20 protein-coding genes and 1 tRNA gene are annotated in these 18,832 nt (G+C 63.0%); 10 read left to right on the forward strand and 11 right to left on the reverse strand.

What is annotated here, in order from left to right; genetic code table 11:
• Positions 1-45 precede the first annotated feature (45 nt).
• Complete coding sequence (locus ACDA63_RS06305; protein WP_373662363.1) at positions 46-471, reverse strand: hypothetical protein; 426 nt, start codon at positions 469-471, stop codon at positions 46-48.
• 469 nt (positions 472-940) lie between these two features.
• Here ACDA63_RS06305 and ACDA63_RS06310 point away from each other — a divergent pair, with 469 nt between their 5' ends.
• The 6 genes from ACDA63_RS06310 to ACDA63_RS06335 all read left to right on the forward strand — a co-directional run bounded on the left by ACDA63_RS06310 (position 941) and on the right by ACDA63_RS06335 (position 6,969).
• Positions 941-2,092 (forward strand): Gfo/Idh/MocA family protein, encoded by a 1,152-nt coding sequence (locus ACDA63_RS06310; RefSeq protein ID WP_373662364.1) that lies wholly within the window; start codon positions 941-943, stop codon positions 2,090-2,092.
• 3 nt (positions 2,093-2,095) lie between these two features.
• On the forward strand, positions 2,096-3,262 hold the full coding sequence (locus tag ACDA63_RS06315; RefSeq protein ID WP_373662365.1) for a dihydrodipicolinate synthase family protein: 1,167 nt from the start codon (positions 2,096-2,098) through the stop codon (positions 3,260-3,262).
• Positions 3,259-4,092, forward strand: coding sequence for a sugar phosphate isomerase/epimerase family protein (locus tag ACDA63_RS06320; RefSeq protein WP_373662366.1), 834 nt, complete (start codon positions 3,259-3,261; stop codon positions 4,090-4,092). The genes ACDA63_RS06315 and ACDA63_RS06320 overlap by 4 nt, the downstream gene beginning before the upstream one ends.
• Positions 4,093-4,234: 142 nt before the next feature.
• Positions 4,235-5,014 carry an ABC transporter permease gene (locus tag ACDA63_RS06325; RefSeq protein WP_373662367.1) on the forward strand — a complete coding sequence of 260 codons (780 nt, stop codon included), beginning with the start codon at positions 4,235-4,237 and terminating at the stop codon, positions 5,012-5,014.
• A 61-nt stretch (positions 5,015-5,075) separates the two neighbouring features.
• Positions 5,076-6,053 (forward strand): ABC transporter substrate-binding protein, encoded by a 978-nt coding sequence (locus tag ACDA63_RS06330; protein ID WP_373662368.1) that lies wholly within the window; start codon positions 5,076-5,078, stop codon positions 6,051-6,053.
• A gap of 88 nt (positions 6,054-6,141) precedes the next feature.
• A complete protein-coding gene (locus tag ACDA63_RS06335) occupies positions 6,142-6,969 on the forward strand; it encodes an ABC transporter ATP-binding protein (RefSeq protein WP_373662369.1) in 828 nt (275 codons plus the stop codon).
• A gap of 67 nt (positions 6,970-7,036) precedes the next feature.
• Here the strand turns inward: ACDA63_RS06335 and ACDA63_RS06340 are convergent, their stop codons facing one another.
• Complete coding sequence (locus ACDA63_RS06340) at positions 7,037-7,681, reverse strand: TetR family transcriptional regulator (RefSeq protein WP_373662370.1); 645 nt, start codon at positions 7,679-7,681, stop codon at positions 7,037-7,039.
• Between the two features lie 161 nt (positions 7,682-7,842).
• Here ACDA63_RS06340 and ACDA63_RS06345 point away from each other — a divergent pair, with 161 nt between their 5' ends.
• On the forward strand, positions 7,843-8,061 hold the full coding sequence (locus ACDA63_RS06345; protein ID WP_373662371.1) for a YdcH family protein: 219 nt from the start codon (positions 7,843-7,845) through the stop codon (positions 8,059-8,061).
• 113 nt (positions 8,062-8,174) lie between these two features.
• Here the strand turns inward: ACDA63_RS06345 and ACDA63_RS06350 are convergent, their stop codons facing one another.
• From ACDA63_RS06350 to ACDA63_RS06370, 5 genes are all read right to left on the reverse strand, one after another.
• A complete protein-coding gene (locus ACDA63_RS06350) occupies positions 8,175-8,615 on the reverse strand; it encodes a four-helix bundle copper-binding protein (RefSeq protein WP_373662372.1) in 441 nt (146 codons plus the stop codon).
• A gap of 45 nt (positions 8,616-8,660) precedes the next feature.
• On the reverse strand, positions 8,661-10,013 hold the full coding sequence (locus tag ACDA63_RS06355) for a TRAP transporter large permease (RefSeq protein ID WP_373662373.1): 1,353 nt from the start codon (positions 10,011-10,013) through the stop codon (positions 8,661-8,663).
• Entirely contained in the window at positions 10,004-10,498 is a 495-nt protein-coding gene (locus tag ACDA63_RS06360) for a TRAP transporter small permease (protein ID WP_373662374.1), read from the reverse strand. Before ACDA63_RS06360 ends, ACDA63_RS06355 begins: the two co-directional genes overlap by 10 nt.
• Before the next feature lie 80 nt (positions 10,499-10,578).
• Positions 10,579-11,565 (reverse strand): TRAP transporter substrate-binding protein, encoded by a 987-nt coding sequence (locus tag ACDA63_RS06365; protein ID WP_373662375.1) that lies wholly within the window; start codon positions 11,563-11,565, stop codon positions 10,579-10,581.
• 501 nt (positions 11,566-12,066) lie between these two features.
• Positions 12,067-12,501, reverse strand: coding sequence for a hypothetical protein (locus ACDA63_RS06370; protein WP_373662376.1), 435 nt, complete (start codon positions 12,499-12,501; stop codon positions 12,067-12,069).
• A 72-nt stretch (positions 12,502-12,573) separates the two neighbouring features.
• Here ACDA63_RS06370 and ACDA63_RS06375 point away from each other — a divergent pair.
• The 3 genes from ACDA63_RS06375 (at position 12,574) to ACDA63_RS06385 (ending at position 14,951) form a co-directional block, all read left to right on the forward strand.
• Positions 12,574-12,658, forward strand: a tRNA-Leu gene (locus ACDA63_RS06375).
• A gap of 345 nt (positions 12,659-13,003) precedes the next feature.
• Positions 13,004-13,966 (forward strand): hydroxyacid dehydrogenase, encoded by a 963-nt coding sequence (locus tag ACDA63_RS06380; protein WP_373662377.1) that lies wholly within the window; start codon positions 13,004-13,006, stop codon positions 13,964-13,966.
• Positions 13,953-14,951: an Ldh family oxidoreductase gene (locus ACDA63_RS06385; protein WP_373662378.1), complete on the forward strand. Its 999-nt coding sequence runs from the start codon at positions 13,953-13,955 to the stop codon at positions 14,949-14,951. The genes ACDA63_RS06380 and ACDA63_RS06385 overlap by 14 nt, the downstream gene beginning before the upstream one ends.
• A gap of 47 nt (positions 14,952-14,998) precedes the next feature.
• Here the strand turns inward: ACDA63_RS06385 and ACDA63_RS06390 are convergent, their stop codons facing one another.
• Genes ACDA63_RS06390 through ACDA63_RS06405 form a run of 4 tightly spaced genes read right to left on the reverse strand, consistent with a single transcriptional unit; the run spans position 14,999 to position 18,832 of the window.
• Complete coding sequence (locus tag ACDA63_RS06390) at positions 14,999-15,865, reverse strand: ABC transporter permease (RefSeq protein ID WP_373662379.1); 867 nt, start codon at positions 15,863-15,865, stop codon at positions 14,999-15,001.
• Positions 15,858-16,634 (reverse strand): ABC transporter ATP-binding protein, encoded by a 777-nt coding sequence (locus tag ACDA63_RS06395; protein ID WP_373662380.1) that lies wholly within the window; start codon positions 16,632-16,634, stop codon positions 15,858-15,860. The genes ACDA63_RS06390 and ACDA63_RS06395 overlap by 8 nt, the downstream gene beginning before the upstream one ends.
• A gap of 4 nt (positions 16,635-16,638) precedes the next feature.
• Positions 16,639-17,637 carry an ABC transporter substrate-binding protein gene (locus ACDA63_RS06400; protein ID WP_373662381.1) on the reverse strand — a complete coding sequence of 333 codons (999 nt, stop codon included), beginning with the start codon at positions 17,635-17,637 and terminating at the stop codon, positions 16,639-16,641.
• Positions 17,638-17,665: 28 nt separating this feature from the next.
• A complete protein-coding gene (locus ACDA63_RS06405) occupies positions 17,666-18,832 on the reverse strand; it encodes a UxaA family hydrolase (RefSeq protein ID WP_373662382.1) in 1,167 nt (388 codons plus the stop codon).

An 18,832-nucleotide genomic window follows, 5' to 3' on the forward strand; every position in this document is an offset into this window, starting at 1 on the left:
CGACCTGAGTCGGTCGCCGCCGGAAGCATAATCAGCCCGTCGTCATCAGGGCGCCGAAATCGGCACCGACTTTGATTGCGAGGCCGTCTTGCCGCGCGCCGTGGCCGTCACCTTGTACGTGACGTTGCCGGGCGCCACCGGATAGAAAGTAATCTGCGAGTCGTGCGCACCATCGTCCTGCGTGGTGTTGATCACCGGTGTGCCTTCCGTCTGTTCCCACTTGTACGTGATTTCGTTGTCGGCGATGTTCCCGGACGTCACCACCTTTACCTTGAAGCTCGTCGGCTGGCCGACCGTGCCGCCGCTCGGGCCATCCAGGGAGCTGATGGTGATCGAATCGGGAATCGGGCCGCCATCGCCCAGGTCTCCGCTGGCGTCGTCGCCGCCGCACGCGCTGAGCATTGCTGCCGAGGCGATCAGCGCCAACGCGACGCGCCGCGAAGCAATGCCCGCATTCATCAGATTCATCATGGCTTTTCCCTTCTGTCTGTCAGTTGGAATTCGCTTCGGCCCCTGTGCAACGCTGCGGCCCGTGGCTGAATCTTTGGCCAATGCAGGGTGACGTGCTGTAGGAGCCGGCTACTCAGCCTGTAGGAAGAAGGGACTAGTGCATGTGCATGGCATATGTGTGCGGCATGCGCGCCGATAACCCCTCCGTGGTCGCAAATCGCGTGCCGCCAACCTCGATGCGGGTATATCCCGATCAAAACTCTCTTGACCCAAATCAAGGCACTGCTAGCATTCAATTAACCGTACGGTAACAAATCCAGCGGCTTGGATCATCGGACAAAGACGTTTAGATATCTGCCTGAAGTGCCTTGAATGCTAGGCGCTTCGCACATATTGGACAGGTGCCGATCTTCTCGTCGCCGCGAATGCGAATAGAACCGACGAGTAACAATGACGGGCAGATCAAAGCCCGCCTGACAGAGGAGACGACATGGCTTTGCAGCGCATCGGCATCATCATGAACGGCGTCACCGGCCGCATGGGGATGAACCAGCACCTGATCCGTTCCATCGTGGAAATCCGCAAGCAGGGCGGCGTGGCCTTGTCCAACGGCGACCGGCTGATGCCGGACCCGGTCCTGGTGGGCCGCAATCGCGACAAGATCGCCGCACTCGCGCGCGCCCATGGCATCGAGCGTTACACCACCGACCTGGAAGGTGCGCTGCGTAATCCGGACGACACCATTTTCTTCGACGCGGCCACGACCCAGGCGCGTCCCGGTCTGCTCAAGCAGGCCATCGCGGCCGGCAAGCACGTGTATTCCGAGAAGCCGGTGGCGACCCATCTCGCCGAAGCGATGAGCATCTACCAGGCAGCCAAGGCCGCGGGCGTCAAGCACGGTGTGGTGCAGGACAAGCTGTGGCTGCCCGGTCTGCGCAAGTTACAGATGCTCAATGAAGCCGGCTTCTTCGGTCGTGTGCTGTCGGTGCGTGGCGAGTTCGGCTACTGGGTGTTCGAAGGCGATCTGCAGCCGATCCAGCGCCCGTCATGGAATTACCGCTCCGAGGACGGCGGCGGCATCATCCTCGACATGCTGTGCCACTGGCGCTATGTGATCGACAACGTGTTCGGCAAGGTCAAGAGCGTGTCGTGCCTGGGCGCAACGCACATTCCGCAGCGTTGGGACGAGCAGGGCAAGCCTTACGAGGCGACGGCCGACGATGCCGCCTACGCCACCTTCGAACTCGAAAACGGTGTGATCGTGCAGATGAACAGTTCGTGGTGCGTGCGCGTGCGCCGTGACGACCTGGTCACATTCCAGGTGGATGGCACCCATGGTTCGGCGGTGGCCGGGCTGACCGACTGCTGGACGCAATCGCGCGTGAATACGCCCAAGCCGGTATGGAACCCGGACGTGCGCAACACGCACGACTTTTTCGGCGATTGGGCCGAAGTGCCGAATACCTCGCACTACGACAACGCCTTCAAGGTGCAGTGGGAACTGTTCCTCCGCCACGTCGTGGAAGACACGCCTTACACGTGGAATCTGCTCGAAGCGGCCAAGGGCGTGCAACTCGTCGAACTCGGCCTGCAAAGCTGGCGCGAGCGCCGCTGGGTGGACGTGCCTTCGCTGGAGGCCTGAGGCATGGCGACCATCAAGCTGATCGACGGCGACGGCAAGCTCGCGCCCTATGCCATCAAGGGCGCGCGACGCTGGGCGCCGGCGACGTCCACCGTCTTCAACCGCATCGCATATTCGGCGGCCCACGTCGTCGCCGATCCGTTCGCGCAACATGACCCGTGGCTGAACGCGGCCATCGACTGGGACGCCACGCTGCGCTATCGGCGCCACCTGTTTTCGCTCGGGCTCGGCGTCGCCGAGGCGATGGACACCGCGCAGCGCGGCATGGGGCTGGACTGGCCGACTTCGCTGGAGCTGATCCGGCGCAGCGTCGAACAGGCGAAGGACTTCCCGGGCGCACTGATTGCCAGCGGTGTCGGCACCGATCAACTGCAGCCGTCGGGCAAGGTGCGCATCGATGACGTGATCGCCGCGTATGAAGAGCAGGTCGCGGCGGTCGAGGCCGCAGGCGGTCGCATCATCCTGATGGCGAGCCGCGCGCTCGCCGCCGTCGCAACATCGCCCGACGACTATCTGCGCGTGTACGGGCACATCCTGCGGCAGGTACGCCAACCGGTGATCCTGCACTGGCTGGGCGACATGTTCGATCCGGTGCTGACGGGCTATTGGGGGCACAAGGATCTGGATGCCGCCATGGACGTGTGCATGTCGCTCATCAATGAGTACGCGCGCAACATCGACGGCATCAAGATCTCTCTGCTCGACAAGGACAAGGAAATCGCCATGCGTCGCCGCCTGCCGGGCAGCGTGCGCATGTACACGGGCGACGACTTCAACTATGCCGAACTGATCGCAGGCGACGAGCAGGGGTATTCGGACGCCTTGCTGGGCATCTTCGATGCCATTGCACCGGCGGCAGCCAGTGCGCTGCAATCGCTGTCGAGTGGCGACACGGAGGCGTTCCACGCCACGCTGGCGCCCACCGTGTCGCTGTCGCGCCACATCTTCCGCGCGCCGACGCGGTTCTATAAATCGGGTGTGGTCTTCATGGCCTGGCTCAATGGGCATCAGGATCACTTCGCCATGGTCGGCGGCCAGCAAAGCGCGCGCAGCCTTGCGCACTACTGCGAACTGTTCCGGCTGGCGGACGATGCGGGCCTCTTCGATGACGTCGAGCTGGCCACGCGCCGCATGCGTCAGTACATGGGCATCCACGGGGTGGAAGCATGAGCGCGCCGCGTCCCGAACAGCTATCGCTCAACACGGCAACGGTGCGCCAGCAGTGGAAGCTCGACGCCATCATCGACGGCTGCGCACGCCACGGCATTCGCGGGATTTCGCCGTGGCGCGATCAGGTCGCCGAGCTGGGGCTGGCGGAAGCCGCCCGCCGCATCCGCGCGAACGATCTGACCGTGACCGGCTATTGCCGTGGCGGCATGTTCCCCGCCGCCGATGCGGCCGGACGTCAGGCCGCGCTGGATGACAATCGCCGCGCGGTCGACGAAGCGCTGGCGCTTGGCGCGAAATGCCTGGTGCTGGTGGTGGGCGGGTTGCCGGCCGGATCGCGCGATATCGCCGGCGCCCGCGCGCAGGTGCGCGACGGTATCGGCACGCTGTTGCAGTACTCGCGCGAAGTCGGCATGCCGCTGGCGATCGAGCCCTTGCACCCGATGTACGCGGCGGATCGCGCGTGCGTGAACACCATGGCGCATGCCAACGACCTGTGCGATGAACTGGGCGACGATGGCCTCGGCATCGCGCTCGACGTCTATCACGTATGGTGGGACCCGCAACTACCCGCACAGATCGAGCGTGCGGGGCGCCGCCGCCTGCTGGCGTTCCATATCTGCGACTGGCTGGCACCGACGACCGATCTGCTGCTGGATCGCGGCATGATGGGCGATGGCGTCATCGACATCCGCGCGCTGCGCCATGCGGTGGAGGCACAGGGCTACGACGGCTTTCACGAGGTGGAAATCTTCTCTGCCAACAACTGGTGGAAGCGGCCGGGCGATGAAGTTCTCGCCACCTGCCAGGAGCGTCATCTGGCACATTGCTAGGACTGCATTGTCGAGCGCAAACAACAAACACAAGCGCCGCGATCGAGGAGACTGAAATGAACAGCAGGACCGAACAGAGAGCCGGTCATGCCGCTTGCGCGGCGGCCGGAACGTGTGTCGCGAGCGGACAGCGGGGTGCGGCATGAAACGCATGATGTCGTCCAACTGGGTGCGTCCGATCGTACTGGTGTTCATCGTCCTGGTCCTGTGGGACCTGGCGGTACGCCTGTTCAAGATTCCCGCGTACCTGATCCCGCCGCCGCTGGAGGTCCTCCACCAGCTCGTCACCCAGTGGAAGATGCTGCTGGGCGAATCGCTGCCCACGATCTACGCCACCATGGGGGGCTTCGCGCTGTCGGTGATCATCGGCGTGCCCATCGCCATGCTGATCGCGTACTCGCGCACGGTGGAAAGCTACGTCTATCCGCTGCTGGTGTTCTCGCAGAGCATTCCCAAGGTCGCCATCGCGCCGCTGTTCGTGGTGTGGTTCGGCTTTGGCATCGTGCCCAAGATCATCGTCGCCTTCTTACTGGGCTTCTTCCCGATCGTGGTGGCCACCGTGATGGGCTTCAAGTCAGTCGAAGCCGACATGGTCGATCTTGCCCGTTCGATGGGCAGCACGCGCTGGAAGATGTTCTACAAGATCAGCCTGCCGCAGGCGCTACCGTCGATCTTTTCCAGCATGAAAGTGTCTGTGACGCTGGCCGTGGTCGGCGCGGTCGTCGGCGAATTCGTCGGCGCCAATTCCGGCATCGGCTACGTGCTGCAGCGGGCCAATGGCAGCTTCGATCTGCCGCTGATGTTCGCTGCATTGGTGGTCCTGTCACTGATCGGTGTGCTGCTGTTCGGCCTCATCGATCTGGTCGAGCGTTACACGATTCCGTGGCACGCCTCCCAGCGCAACGTGCAGGGAGGTCCGTGACCGGCCCTTTTGTTCAGCTGCAATCACCACACCCGCAGGAGACAGAGAGATGAAAAACGGCATGTCAAAGAAACTGCTGTGCGCCGCCGCCCTGGTGGCGGCCCTGGGCGCGCCTTCGGCCTTCGCCGCCGACAAGGTCAAGCTGATGCTCAATTGGTACGTGACCGGCACGCATGCGCCGTTCTACTACGGCAAGGACAAGGGCTACTTCGAGAAAGAGGGCATCGATCTCGAAATCCAGGAAGGACGCGGCTCGGGCCCGACCATCCAGGCCGTGGCCGCCAACAACGTGACCTTCGGCTTCGCCGACATCGGCACGATGATGAAAATCACCGCCAAGGGCGCACCGGTCAAAGCCGTCGGCGTGGCCTACCAGAAGAACCCGACCGCGCTGATCGCCTTCTCGGACAAGAAGATCGTCAAGCCGTCGGACGTGAAGGGCAAGACCGTGGCGGTGACGCCGGGTGATGCGCCTTCGCAGCTATGGCCGGTGTTCTTGAAGAAAGTCGGTCTGACGGAAAGCGACTTCAAGACCGTCGCGGGTGACGCCAAGACCAAGGTCAACGCCGTGGCGACCGGCCAGGCGGACATGCTCATCGGATTTTCCACCGACCAGACCAATGAGCTGGAATACCTGACCAAGAAGCCGACCACGGCATTGTTGTTCGCCGACAACGGCATCAACGTGGCCTCCATGAGCATCATCGCCAATACCGAGACGCTCAAGTCCAACCCGGATCTGGTGCGCCGCTTCATGCGCGCGCTGACCGTGTCGTTCGAAGAGGCGGCCAAGAACCCGGATGCCGCCGTGGCCTCGACGGTGAAGCTGGTCGAAAAGGCGCCGCCGCGCGAAAGCCTGCTGGCTGGCTTCAAGAGTTCGGTCGATCTGTTCCATACGCCGGACACCGCCGGTCAGCGTCCGTTCCGCGTCAGCGCCAAGAACATGGCCGACTCGACCGAGATGATGATCGAGTACGGCGGCCTCGATAAGGCTGCCAACAATCCGTCGATGTACTACACCAACGAGTATCTGCCCTGATCGCGGAGCAGGGCGGGGCGCTCGCGTCCCGCCCGCCCGATAGATAGCAGAGGACGTACCCGGAACGGACCACCAGATGCCAGCCACCATGCTCCAGAGAACCCACCTTCACGCCGTTGCCAGCGAGGCGAGGCACGCCGAGCGCAAGCTGATCGAGCTGCGCGACGTCACCAAGATCTACCAGGGCGCGGACGGCCCGGTCCAGTCGCTGCTGCCAGTCAGCTTCGATATCCGCGAAGGCGAGTTCGTCTCCGTCGTGGGCCCCTCGGGCTGCGGCAAGAGCACGCTGCTCAAGCTGGTCGCCGGGCTGCTGCCGATCAGCGCGGGCGAACTGACGCTCGACGGCACGCCGATCCGGGGGCCGCAGACCAACGTCGGCATTGTGTTCCAGGGGGCGGTACTGCTGGCGTGGCGCAATGTGCTGGACAACATCCTGTTGCAGGCGGAGATGCGCAACATGGACATGAAGGCCGCTCGCGTTCGCGCCATGACACTGATCGAAATGGCCGGGCTCAAGGGATTCGAGAAGAAGTATCCATGGCAGCTCTCGGGCGGCATGCAGCAGCGCGTGTCGATCTGCCGCGCGCTGTTGCACGATCCTTCCGTATTGTTGATGGATGAGCCCTTCGGCGCACTCGACGCAATGACGCGCGAGAAGATGAACGGCGAGCTGCAGCGCATCTGGATGGAATCGAAGAAGACCGTGCTGCTGATCACGCACAGCATTCCCGAAGCTGTGTTCCTCTCCGACCGGGTGCTGGTCATGAGCGAGCGCCCCGGCTCGATCGCAGCGGTCTACGACATCGACCTGCCGCGTCCGCGTTCGCTCAACGTCATGGCGTCCCCCGAGTTCGCCCGCTACACGCGGACGATTCGCGGACACTTCTACGCGCAGGGTTCGCTCGACGATCACTGACCCGATCCGCGCCGAAAAAGGAAAAGGGACGCCGCGGCGTCCCTTTTCTCTTGCGTTCCGTTGTCGCTCAACCGGCAACGAGATAACCGAGCACCACGTCGATCATGTGCTGCAAGCGCTCCACGCGCGCACGCGGGGTGTCGAGCGGGCGACCGAAGACGGCGCTCAACGTGTAGTTGTTGGAAAGGTAGAAGTAGCTCAGCGCGGCGATGGAGATATAGAGCTGCAGGGGGTCGACGCCCCCCCGGAAAACGCCTTCGCGGTGGCCGCGGACGAGGATGTCCTGCAGCGTTTCGATCACCTTGGAGTTGAGCGAGTGCAGTTGGCCGGAGCGCTTGAGGTGCGTGCCGCGATAGAGATTTTCGGTGTTGAGGATGCTGAGGAATTCCGGGTGCTCGATGTAGTAGTCCCAGGTGAAGGTCACCAGCGCCTTGATGGCTTCGATCGGTGACATGTCGAGCAGCTTGAGCTCGCGTTCGGCTTCGCGGATCGAGCGGTAGGTGTCTTCCATCACCGCCAGGAACAACTCTTCCTTGCTGTCGAAGTAGTAGTACAGCATCCGTTTGTTCGAGCCCGCGCGCTCCGCGATGCTGTCGACCCGGGCACCGTCGAAGCCGCGTTCGGCGAATTCGTCGCGCGCCGCGGCAAGGATGAGGGAGCGCGTACGGTCACGATTGCGCGTCGGAGTTTCCGTCGGCGAGGAGTCGGCCATGTGGATGTGTATTAACCAATCGGTAACAATCGCATTATAGCGATTCAGCGCGCCTTGTCAGTCATTGTGACGAGCTTGGCGCGATTGACGGTCATCATCGCGCGCGGGCCCTTGCCGCGCCCACAATCGATGCTTTTGCATACAGAGGAAAGCGAGGGGACATGTTTCCGGAATACCGAGATCTCATCACGCGGCTGAAGGGCAGTGACGATCATTTCCGCCGTCTGTTCGACAAGCACAATGAACTGGACCAGCGCATTCTCAATATCGAAGCGCGCATCGAAGCGGGGTCCGACGACGACATCCATCGTCTCAAGCGCGAAAAGCTCCAGGTCAAGGACCAGCTCTACGTTTTGCTGAAGAAGGCTGCCGCCGCGTAACGCGGTGCTTCATCGCCCGGCATGGCCGGGTTCTGCCCAGGAACGGCAAGCATTGCGCTTGCCGTTTTTTGTTTCCGTTCCAGCAGGTGGCGTTCCTGCACAGGATTGTCGATTCAGCCGCCCGCAGCGCTTGCCCGTCTGCACGCTTCAGCGCAGTCCCGACATGCGGACGCGCACAACTGGCAATGGTCCATGTCGTGCCGGGCACATTCTTCGGCACACAGATCGCACACCCGCGCACACGTTTCGCAGATCACGCCGACAGCGGGGCTCTGGCGTGCCAGGGCGCTCGCCGCGAGCCGGCACATGCCTGCGCAGTCCAGGTCCAACTGGATGCAGAGCGCCATGTACTGGGCGTCCTCCTCCAGCAGACAGCCGGACACGCATTCGTCGCACGCCGTCGCGCACGCGTTGCAGGCGGTGATCGTCGTAAGAAACGGAGTTTCGGACATGGCTGCCTCCTCGGTCGATGGCGGACGTGACGGGCTGAGGCCAGCATGTTGCGGTCCCGGCTGGCCATATCCGGCTGCGCAAACGAAAAAGCCGGCGGTCATGGCGACCCGCCGGCTCTTGTTCCGCAGCAATTTTGGGCCGCTGCGCTACAGCACGACGTGCCCCGTGATCAGCGAAGGCAACCACGTCGAGAAGCTCGGGATGTAGGTCACCAACTGGATGGCGGTCCAGATCGCGAGGTAATACGGCCACACCGTCTTCATCACCTGACCGATGGAGACCTCACCGATGGCGCAACCGACGAACTGCACGGTACCGACCGGCGGGTGCACCAGGCCGAGCGCGCAGTTGAGCAGCAGCATCATGCCGAACTGCACCGGGCCCACGCCCATCTGGATTGCCAGCGGCATGAACAGCGGCGTCGTGATGAGGATGTGCGCGGCCATGTCGAGGAAGATGCCGAGCGCGACCTGGATGATGTTGATGTACAGCAGCATGATCCACGGCGTGTGCGTGGCGGCCAGCAGTGCCGTCTCGATCGCGTCGGGGATTTCCAGGTACGCCAGTTGCCAGCGCAACATGTTCGACACGCCGATCAGCAGCAGGATCACGCCCGTGGTCTTGGAAGCCTTGGCCAGCGCCTTGAGCAGCTTCTTCCGATCCAGCGTGCGATACACCAGCCCCGTCAGCAGCAACGAGTACGTCACGGCGATACCAGCCGACTCCGTCGCCGTCGCGATGCCCTTCATGACGGCCACCAGGATGATGGCGACGACCATGAAGCCCGGCACGGCGGCGATGAACGAACGCAGCACGGCGTTCCAGCCCGGGAACTTCTCGATCATCGAGGTACCGTCGGCGCGCTTGGGGAAGCCGTACTTGACCGCTTGCCAGTAGGCCGCCGTCAGCATGCACACCATGATCCAGAAGACCGGGACCAGGCCCGCGAACATCAGGTCGCCGATCGACACGCCCTTGATCTCATGACCATTGATCACGCCCGACGCGGCCTGCGCGGCGAAGGCATAGATGATCATGTTGTGGGAGGTCGGCATCAGCGCACCCGACAGCGACGCGTGCGTGGTCACGTTGACCGCGTAGTCGGCGCTGTAGCCTTCGCGCTTCATGATCGGGATCATCACCCCGCCCATGGCCGACGTATCGGCGACGGGCGAGCCCGAGACACCGCCGAAGAACGTACAGGCGATCACGTTGGCCAGACCCAGGCCGCCGCGCCAGTGACCCACCAGGCTGCGTGCGAACACCACGATCTTGTCGGCGATGCCACCGTGGAGCATGAGCTCGCCGGAGAAGATGAAGAACGGAATGGCGAGGAACGAGAACGCGTTCATCCCCGAGATCATCATCTGCAGCGCGGTGGACAGGGGCAGGCCTTCGACGAAGAAGGTCAGCACGCAGCTCAGGCCGATGCCGATGGCAACCGGCACCCCGAGCAACAGAAAGACGATGAAGCTAAGACACAGGACGGTCAGTGCCATGACGGAACCACCTTCTTCTTGGTAAAGAGCGCCCCGATGTGCTCAATCGAGAACAGGAACATCAAGACTCCGGCGATGATGGGCGGCAAGAAACGGAACGCCTCCGAAATGCCGAGCGTGGGAATCGTATGGTCGAGGGTTTCCTCGGCCATGATGATTCCGCACACGAAGAGAAAGATGGCAAAGCTGATCGTGAATACGCCGACGAGCAGGGCGCAGACGTCCTGGGCGCGCGGCGGGAGCTTGGCGACCAGCGAATCGAGCCCGATGTGGCCCGCGTCGCGCACGCCCGCGGACGCGCCGAACATGGAAACGCAGATGACCAGCAGCAGGGCGACCTGCTCCACGAACGGCGGAGCGTCGTTGAAGACATAGCGCATGACGACGCTGTAGTCGACGATCAGAACCAACCCGGCCAGGCACGTACAGGCGACATACATCGCCCAGCGCGAGAGCCGGGAATTGACAGCAGTTAGGATATTCATGGGGGTCCTCGGGAGCGGCCGCGCATGCGCGCAAGGCGCACGCGGCGGCCGTCGTCAGGAAGAGCGCGAAGCCCTCGGAATTACTTGGTGTTCTGGATTTCCTGCACCAGCGCCTTCAGTTCCGGCGTCGTGGCGAACTTGTCCCACACCGGCTTTTCAGCGGCCACGAAGGCCTTCTTGTCGATCTCGGCGGCCGGAACGATCTTGGCGCCGCCCTTGATCACGGCTGCCTTGGATTGGGTTTCCTTGGCTTCCCAGAGCTTGACGTAGTAGGGCACGGAGTCCTTGGCGGCCTTGCGGATGGCGGCTTGCTCTTCCTTCGGCAGCGTGTCCCACACCTTCTTGGAGAACACCAGCACTTCAGGCGTCATCATGTGCATCGTCTCCGAGTACACCGGGGCCGACTCGAAGTGCTTGGCTTCTTCGTACGACGGGTAGTTGTTCTCGGCGGCATCCACCAGACCGGTCTTGAGGCCCGTGTAGACCTCGGCCATCGGCATCGGCGTGGGCGAGGCGCCCAGCGCTTCGGTCATGCTCACCGACAGATCGGAGGGCTGCACGCGAATCTTCATGCCCTTCATGTCGGCAACGGTCTTGACCGGCTTCTTGGCATACACCGAACGGGCGCCGGCTTCGTACATGCACAGCGCCACGAAACCTGCCTTGTCGAAGGAGGCCAGGATCTTGTCGCCGATCGGGCCGTAGATGACCTTACGGAAGTGGTCGATGTCGCGGAACATGAACGGCAGCGACGGGATCAGCGATTCGGGCACGATGCCGTGAAAGGTCGCCGTGCTCACGCGCACCATGTCGATGGCGCCGATCTTGACCTGCTGGACCACGTCGGTTTCCGAGCCCAGTGCGCTGTCGCCGAACACCTTGATCGTGTCCTTGCCGCCGGTGGCCTTGTTCAGGTCTTCGCCCATGTGAATGACGGCCATGTTCGTGGGGTAATCCTTGGCGTGTACGTCCGCCGAGCGGAACGTGCGGGCCATGCCGGTGGAGGCGGAAACGGCGAGCGCGCCGCCCATCAGAACGGCAACCAATGTCTTCAGCTTGCACTTCATCTTTAAATCTCCTGGACACACTAAGGGCGGCACACGCCACCGAAACTTCATTGGAGCTATTTGTCGGGCCATGGACTCGACGGTGCGCGGGGTTTTATATCGGGCAAATGCACCCGTTGCGCTGTTTTGTATTGAATAAAAGCAATCTGGATATTTGCCTCGGCCAATTCTTTCGCGCTGAACGCTTTATTTATTCAAATGGAATAGCATTGAATTCGTCCAAATAAACAAAAAAGGATTTGCGAGAAATAAACCGGGATCGCCACCTTTGGGTGACGGCTGAGATGCCCGCCACATGCGCCTTTCGGCAGATTGGTGCAAATGCGAAACGACTCCTCGTTTATGCGCATGGACTCGCTGGTGCTGATTCAATGGCGATGTATTGCGCGGGTTTGGATCATTTTTCGTTGGGCGAATGCTGCCTCAGAGTTTTCTTGCCAACAATATCCAGCACTGTCTGTGTTTCCGGTTCCATAAACGATTCTTGATATAGGCCATGTTTTATTTATGGAGATTGATTTTTTGGATCGACGGCTGTGTTTTTGTTTTGTTTTTGAGATATAAGCAGCGGATTTTTAAATATTGCGCAATATATATTGCCGGCAATATTTGAATGCCGATTTCAATTTGAACGAATTGATAATGCGTATCCAACGGCACCAGTGCGCGGTCAGTGCATGGCGTACAGATGGTTCGGTACCGCAACCTGCCGAAGCGGAGTCCGCCATCGGAGTGCATCGAGGAGCGTGGTTTCGGCGCGCAGGAGCCAGGTATGCACGCGCGGTTGAAGCGGAGTACGTGGTGCGCGGAACGCCAGTCGAAGCCGGCATGCAGCGGCGGATCGTGAGTCGAGCGCCAACGCCAGGCAGCAACGATGAGTCCGCCGTAACACTCTGATTTTTCGCCAGTGTCCGACATGCCCAGGGTCTGGGCCACGGATACCTGCAATCGTCGGCTATGCCAGTCGCGCGCGGATTGAACGCCGCTCGCGCTATACTCGCGACCCCAGCCCGGGTGGCGAAATTGGTAGACGCACGAGACTTAAAATTTCGCGCCGTAAGGCGTACGGGTTCGACTCCCGTCCCGGGCACCAACAGAAAGGCCCTGTTCATCGCTTGATGGGCGGGGCTTTTTCTTTGGTGACTCCCGCCAGAGCCGGACCCGCGCAAAGCAGATCCGACCGTGATGCGTTCGGGGGTATCCCGCTCGGATGGGGGCGGTGCAGGGAGCGCACAGGCTGCGTGGCGACGCTTGTCTTCTGACCAAATTTCGTCGCGCAACGGGAGGATCGGGTCCCGTTTCCCGGCATCGATCGCCCACCGGATTCGACGCAAAGCAAATCACAAAATCATCGTTGGGACGGCGTTGCGCGCGGACTATTCTCGGCCAGACGCGTCGCCGCCAGCGCGCGCCTCTTCATCCATCCGAATCCCACGCCATGACCACCACACGCAAGATCCTGATCAGCGAATTCATGGACGCGGCCGCCGTCGACCGGCTGTCTTCCGTGTTCACCGTCCACTACGTTCCCGATCTGGTCGACCGCCCCGACGCGCTCATCGCCGCCGCGCGCGAAGTCGACGCTCTCATCGTGCGCAACCGCACGCAGGTGAAGGGCGCCTTGCTCGACGCCTTGCCGGATGGCGTCGTCATCGGCCGGTTGGGTGTCGGGCTCGACAACATCGACGTAGCCACGGCGGAAGCGCGGGGCATACGTGTGATCGCTGCGACCGGCGCCAACGCCGACAGCGTGGCCGAGTACGTCATCGCTACATCTCTGGTGCTGTTGCGCGGCAGCCTGCTGTCGAGCGGGGAGGTCGCCGCCGGTCAATGGCCCCGGGCACGGCTTTCCAACGGTCGCGAAGCCGCGGGCAAGCAGCTCGGGCTCGTAGGCTTTGGCGACATCGGTCAGCGCGTCGCGCGTCTGGCGCATGCGATAGGAATGCGGGTGGTGGCGCACGACCCGGTCGTCGCAGCGGACGATGCGCGCTGGCACGCCACCGGCGTGCGGGCGGTCACCCTCGATGCGCTGCTTGCGGAGTCGGATGTCATCAGCCTGCACGTGCCGCTGCTGCCGTCGACACGTGGCCTGATCGACGCCGCGAAGCTGGCTCGCGTCAAGCCACGCGCGGTGCTGATCAATACCGCACGCGGGCAGATCGTGGACGAAGCCGCGCTAGCCCAGGCACTGCGCGACGGCCGCCTTGCCGGCGCCGCGGTGGATGTGTTCGAACACGAGCCCCTGCCGGCGCAATCTGCGTTGGCGGACGCCCCGAACCTGATCCTGACGCCGCACGTGGCGGGCGTCACCGAAGAATCGAACGTGCGGGTGAGCGCGCTCATCGCCGACGCCGTCACCGAAGCGCTGCTTGCACGGGAGGTGGTCCATGGCACGCATTGATCCGAGCTCGGCGCAAGCGCTCGCCGAACGAGCGCTCCGCGCGGCAGGGGCCAGTGCCCGCAATGCGGCAAGCACGGCGCGCGCCTTGGTGTTCGCCGAGCGCGAGGGACTGCCGTCGCACGGACTCTCACGCGTGCCGCAATACGCCGCACATCTGCGATTGGGCCGCGTCGATGGTGCAGCCGAGCCGCGCGTGGTGCACGCACGCGGCGGCGCCGTGCTTGTCGATGCGCATGAAGGCTTTGCCTTCCCGGCCATCGACCTGGCGGTGAACGTTGCGATCGATCGGGTCGTCGAGCAGGGTGTGGTGTTCGCCGGGGTCAGCAACAGCCATCACTTCGGCGTGGCCGCGTACCACCTGCGCAATCTGGCGAGCAGGGGGCTGGTTGGTCTGGCGTTCGGCAATTCCCCAGCAGGGATTCCCGCGTGGGGCGGCAAACGGGCAATCTTCGGCACCAATCCGTTCGCAGCGGTCTTCCCCCGTCGCAACGCAGAGCCGGTCGTCATCGATCTGAGCCTGTCGGAAGTCGCGCGCGGCAAGCTGATGGTCGCCGCGCGGGAAGGGCGCGAGATTCCGCTCGGATGGGCGTTGGACCGCGATGGTCAACCGACGACCGACCCCAAGGCCGGACTGGCTGGCATGATGGCGCCCGCAGGGGGGCTCAAAGGCGCGCTGCTGGCGTTGGTGGTCGAGGTGTTGTGCACGGCGCTGACCGGGGCCGCGTTGGGATTCGAAGCCGATTCGTTCTTCGTCGAAGAAGGTAATCGGCCGCGTATCGGGCAAGCCTTTCTGGTCATCGATCCGGGCGCGCTGGCCGGGCGCGATGTGTTCAATGAACGGCTGGAAACGCTCATCGCCTACATGCTCCAGGACGATGGTGTGCGCCTCCCGGGGGAGCGCCGTGCAGCCGCATTGGCGGCAACGCGCGAAGGGTTCGAAGTCGCCGACACGCTGCTGGCCCAGTTGCGTGATCTGGCCGGCTAGAACGCTTCAACGGCCGGGAGCTGCAAACACTCCCGGTCGCGTAGTTGTCAGGCGTGCATTCCCCAACGGCGGACCGTTTTTGCTTCGAGGACGCGAAAGACGAGGTTGTCGACCGCCAACCCGATGACGATCACGCTCAGCAGGCCTGCAAAAACCGAGGGGATTTCCAACTGGTTCTTGTTTTCGTAGATGAACCATCCCAGCCCGCCGCCACCGGAGCTGACGCCGAAGACGAGTTCCGCCGCAATCAAGGTGCGCCAGGCAAACGCCCAACCGTTCTTGAGTCCGCTCAGGATGCTGGGGAACGCTGCCGGAATGAGGATCGTCACCACCAGCCGCAAGCCCGACAGCCCGTAGTTGCGGCCGACCATGCGCAAGGTCGGTGAAACCGCTTTGAACCCGCCGTGTGTGCTCAGCGCGACGGGCCACAGCACCGAATGCACCAGCACGAAGATGAGGCTCGCATTGCCGAGGCCGAACCAGATCAGCGACAACGGCAGCAGCGCGATGGCTGGCAGGGGATTGAACATCGCCGTGAGCGTTTCGAGCAGATCGTTGCCGATACGCGAGCCGACGGCGAGTGCTGTGACAAAAGCCGCGATGACAATTCCAAGTACATAACCGGTCAACAGCGTCTGCAGCGTGAAACCCGCGCGTTTGAGCAGACTGCCCGACACGATGCCGTCCCACCACGCCGTCAGCGTATCGGAGAAGGTCGGGAACAGAAGCGGGTTGTCCAGATGCGTGGCATAGCCTTGCCACAGGAGCGCCAACGCGATGAGGATCAGCGCCTTTCGCAGCGCGCCGATCTGCCACAGGCGCTCGGCCAGTCCGAGCGCTCGCTCGGGCTCGTCGTGGGTGTCCGTGTGCGGAGCGGGGCCGGGTGCGGCCAGTGTGAGTTGTTGGTCAGGCATGGGTGAGCTCGGGCTGCGACGCGTCGGCGAACAACGTCTCGTGAATTCGGGTGGAGAGCAGTTTGCCGTCTGCATCGGGCTCGTCCTGCCCGTTGCTCGCGATCTCGGCAATGACCTGGCCGGGATGCGGCGAGAGCAGCAATATGCGGTTGCCCAGGCGGATCGCCTCGGGAATCGAATGGGTGACGAACAGCACCGTGAAGTGCGTGTCATGCCAAAGCTGGAGCAGCTCGTCCTGCATCGTCCGGCGCGTCAGCGCGTCGAGCGCGGCGAAGGGCTCGTCCATCAGGATGATGTCGGGCTCCATGGCCATGCCGCGTGCGATGGCGACGCGCTGCTTCATGCCGCCCGACAGCGTATGCGGATAGCTGTCGGCGAATTTCTCCAGCCCCACCTTGCGCAAGTAATGCAGGGCATGGGCATGCGCTGCCGCCCCCTTGAGCTTGCCGCTGGCTTCCAGGCCGAAGCTCACGTTGTGGCGCACGGTCTTCCATGGCAACAACTGATCGAACTCCTGGAACACCATCACTCGGTCGGCCCCCGGGCGGCTGATGGGGGCGCCCTTGAGCAGCAGACGACCCTCGGCCGGGGCGAGATATCCGCCCACGGCCTTGAGCAGTGTGGACTTGCCGCACCCCGACGGCCCCAGCAGGACGTAACGGTCACCGCGGTTCACCGAAAAGCTGACTCGATGCGTGGCGGTGACCACGTGTTCGCTTGTCTTGTAGCGAAGCGTGACGCCCTGGACGTCGAGGAGCGGCGCGGCCATGGCATCAGCTCCCGGGCAGGGCGTGGACTTCGGGGAAGAACAGGTCCTTCCAGCTCGCCGGTTTCTGCTTGATCGAGCCGATCTTGAACAGGAAGTCGGAGAACTTGGTGACGTTCTGCGGCGTGGTGGTGAAGATCACCTGCGGATCGCTGACGATCTTGTAGATGTCCTCCACCGAGTCCTTGTCCTTTGAAAGTTCGAGATACCGCTGCGCGGCCGCGCGCTTGTCGCGGTTGATGGTGGCGGTGGCTTCTTCGTAGGCCTTCAGAAACGCGGCGTAGAGCTTCGGGTTGTTGTCATGGAAGCGACGGCTGCCATAGAGCACGTTGAATGTTGCGGGGCCGCCGAGTACATCGTACGAATTGAGCACGGTGTGAATGCCCTGCGTTTCGAGTTCGCGCTGCGAGAACGGCGGCGCGGTGAAGTGGGCCGTGATCTCGCCCACGCCCGACACGAGCGCGGCCAGGCCGTCCGGGTGGGCCAGCGACACCGTCAGCGGATCGAGCTTGAATTGCTGGCCTTCGCCGAAGGTCTGCAATGCCGCCATCTGCAGCACGACGGGTTGAAACCCGACCTTGACCGCGGGCACCGCGATCTTGTCCTTGTCGGTGAAGTCGCGGATCGATTTGATCCTGGGGTTGCGCGTATTGAGCAGGTTGGGCATCGAGTTCATCGCCGCGATCAGCTTGACGTCGCCGCGCGTCTTGTCCCACAGCGTAATGGCGGGCGGCACGCCGGCCGAGGCGATATCCAGCGAATTGGACAGCAGCGCATCGTTCATGACGTTGGCGCCGGCAAAGGTCGCCCACGTCACTTTGATGTCGCCCAGGCCGGCGGCCTTTGCGTGTTTTTCCACGAGCTTGTCGGCTTCGATGATGAGCATCGGCAGATAGCTGATGCCGTATTGCTTGGCGATGCGCAGTTCGTTGGCCTCGGCATGAGCGAGCTGCGTGGTGACGATGAGGCCGGCGCTCAAGGCCAGCCAGAGAATGCGTTTGTACATGTGTCAGGTTTCCGATTGAAAAGTGGTGTCAGGCGCTGCGATAGAGTTTGGTCAGCACGAATTCGCGGTGCCCCAGCGCTTCGGCCGCCGTGAGGCGCCCGTTGGCCGTGCGGAACAGTTCGTGCAGCAAGGCGTCGCCAGCCTGGTCAAGATTGAGTTCGCGCTGCAACAGGCCCGAGCAGTCGTAGTCGATGTGCTCACCCATGGTGCGCACGGTGCGCGGATTGGCCGTGAGTTTGATGACCGGCAGGATCGGGTTGCCGATCACGTTGCCCTGGCCAGTGGGGAAGAAGTGCACGGCGAACCCCGCAGCGGCGGCGAGCGTGACCATCTCGGCGGCGGCCGAACTGGAGTCCATGAACCACAGCCCGGGGCCCGTGGGCGCTTCGGCCGGTTCGAGCACGCCGTCGACCTTGCAGCGCTTGCCGATCTTCTGGATGTTGCCGAGCGCTTTCTCTTCGATGGTGGTCAGCCCCCCGGCGATGTTGCCCTTGGTCGGTTGCGATTCGGACAGATCGTTGGTCTTGTTGGCGACGATGAAATCGTTGTACGCCTGCCATGTGCGCAGGAATTTTTCGCCGATGGCGGGCGTGGCGGCGCGTGCTGCGACGAGGTGTTCACCGCCGGTGATCTCGGACGTCTCACCAAACAGCAGCGTCGTGCCAGCGTCATAGAGCTTGTCGAAGGCATTGCCCACCGTGGGGTTGGCACCGCAGCCCGACGTGGTATCGGATTCGCCGCACTTGGTCGATACCCACAGCTCGCGCAGGTCCTGTTCGGTGCGCCGCAATTCGGACGCCCATTGCACGTATTCCTTGGTGACGCGCGAGGCAGCCGCGATGGTGGCGATGTCACCGTTGAGTTCGATCGAAAAACCCGTGACGGGTTTGCCGGTGGCGGCAATGCCGTCGACGACACGCTTGGTCCAGCCGGGTTCGATGCCGATCACGACGACCGCCGCCACGTTCGGGTTGGCGCCGGTGCCGATCAGCGTGCGGAAATGCAGTTCGAGGTCGGCACCGAACTGGAGTCGCCCATATGGGTGCGGCAAGGCGAGCGCGCCCTTGATGTTGTGGGCGACGGCTTCGCTCGCCGCGTTGGACAGGTCGTCCACGGGCAGGACAATGACGTGATTGCGCACGCCGACACGGCCGTTTTCGCGGCGGTATCCCCAGAAGGTTTCTTGCAGGCTCAT

Origin of the sequence: Uliginosibacterium sp. sgz301328, from assembly GCF_041807905.1 — a bacterium.
Classification (GTDB): Bacteria; Pseudomonadota; Gammaproteobacteria; order Burkholderiales; family Rhodocyclaceae; genus JBGVSA01.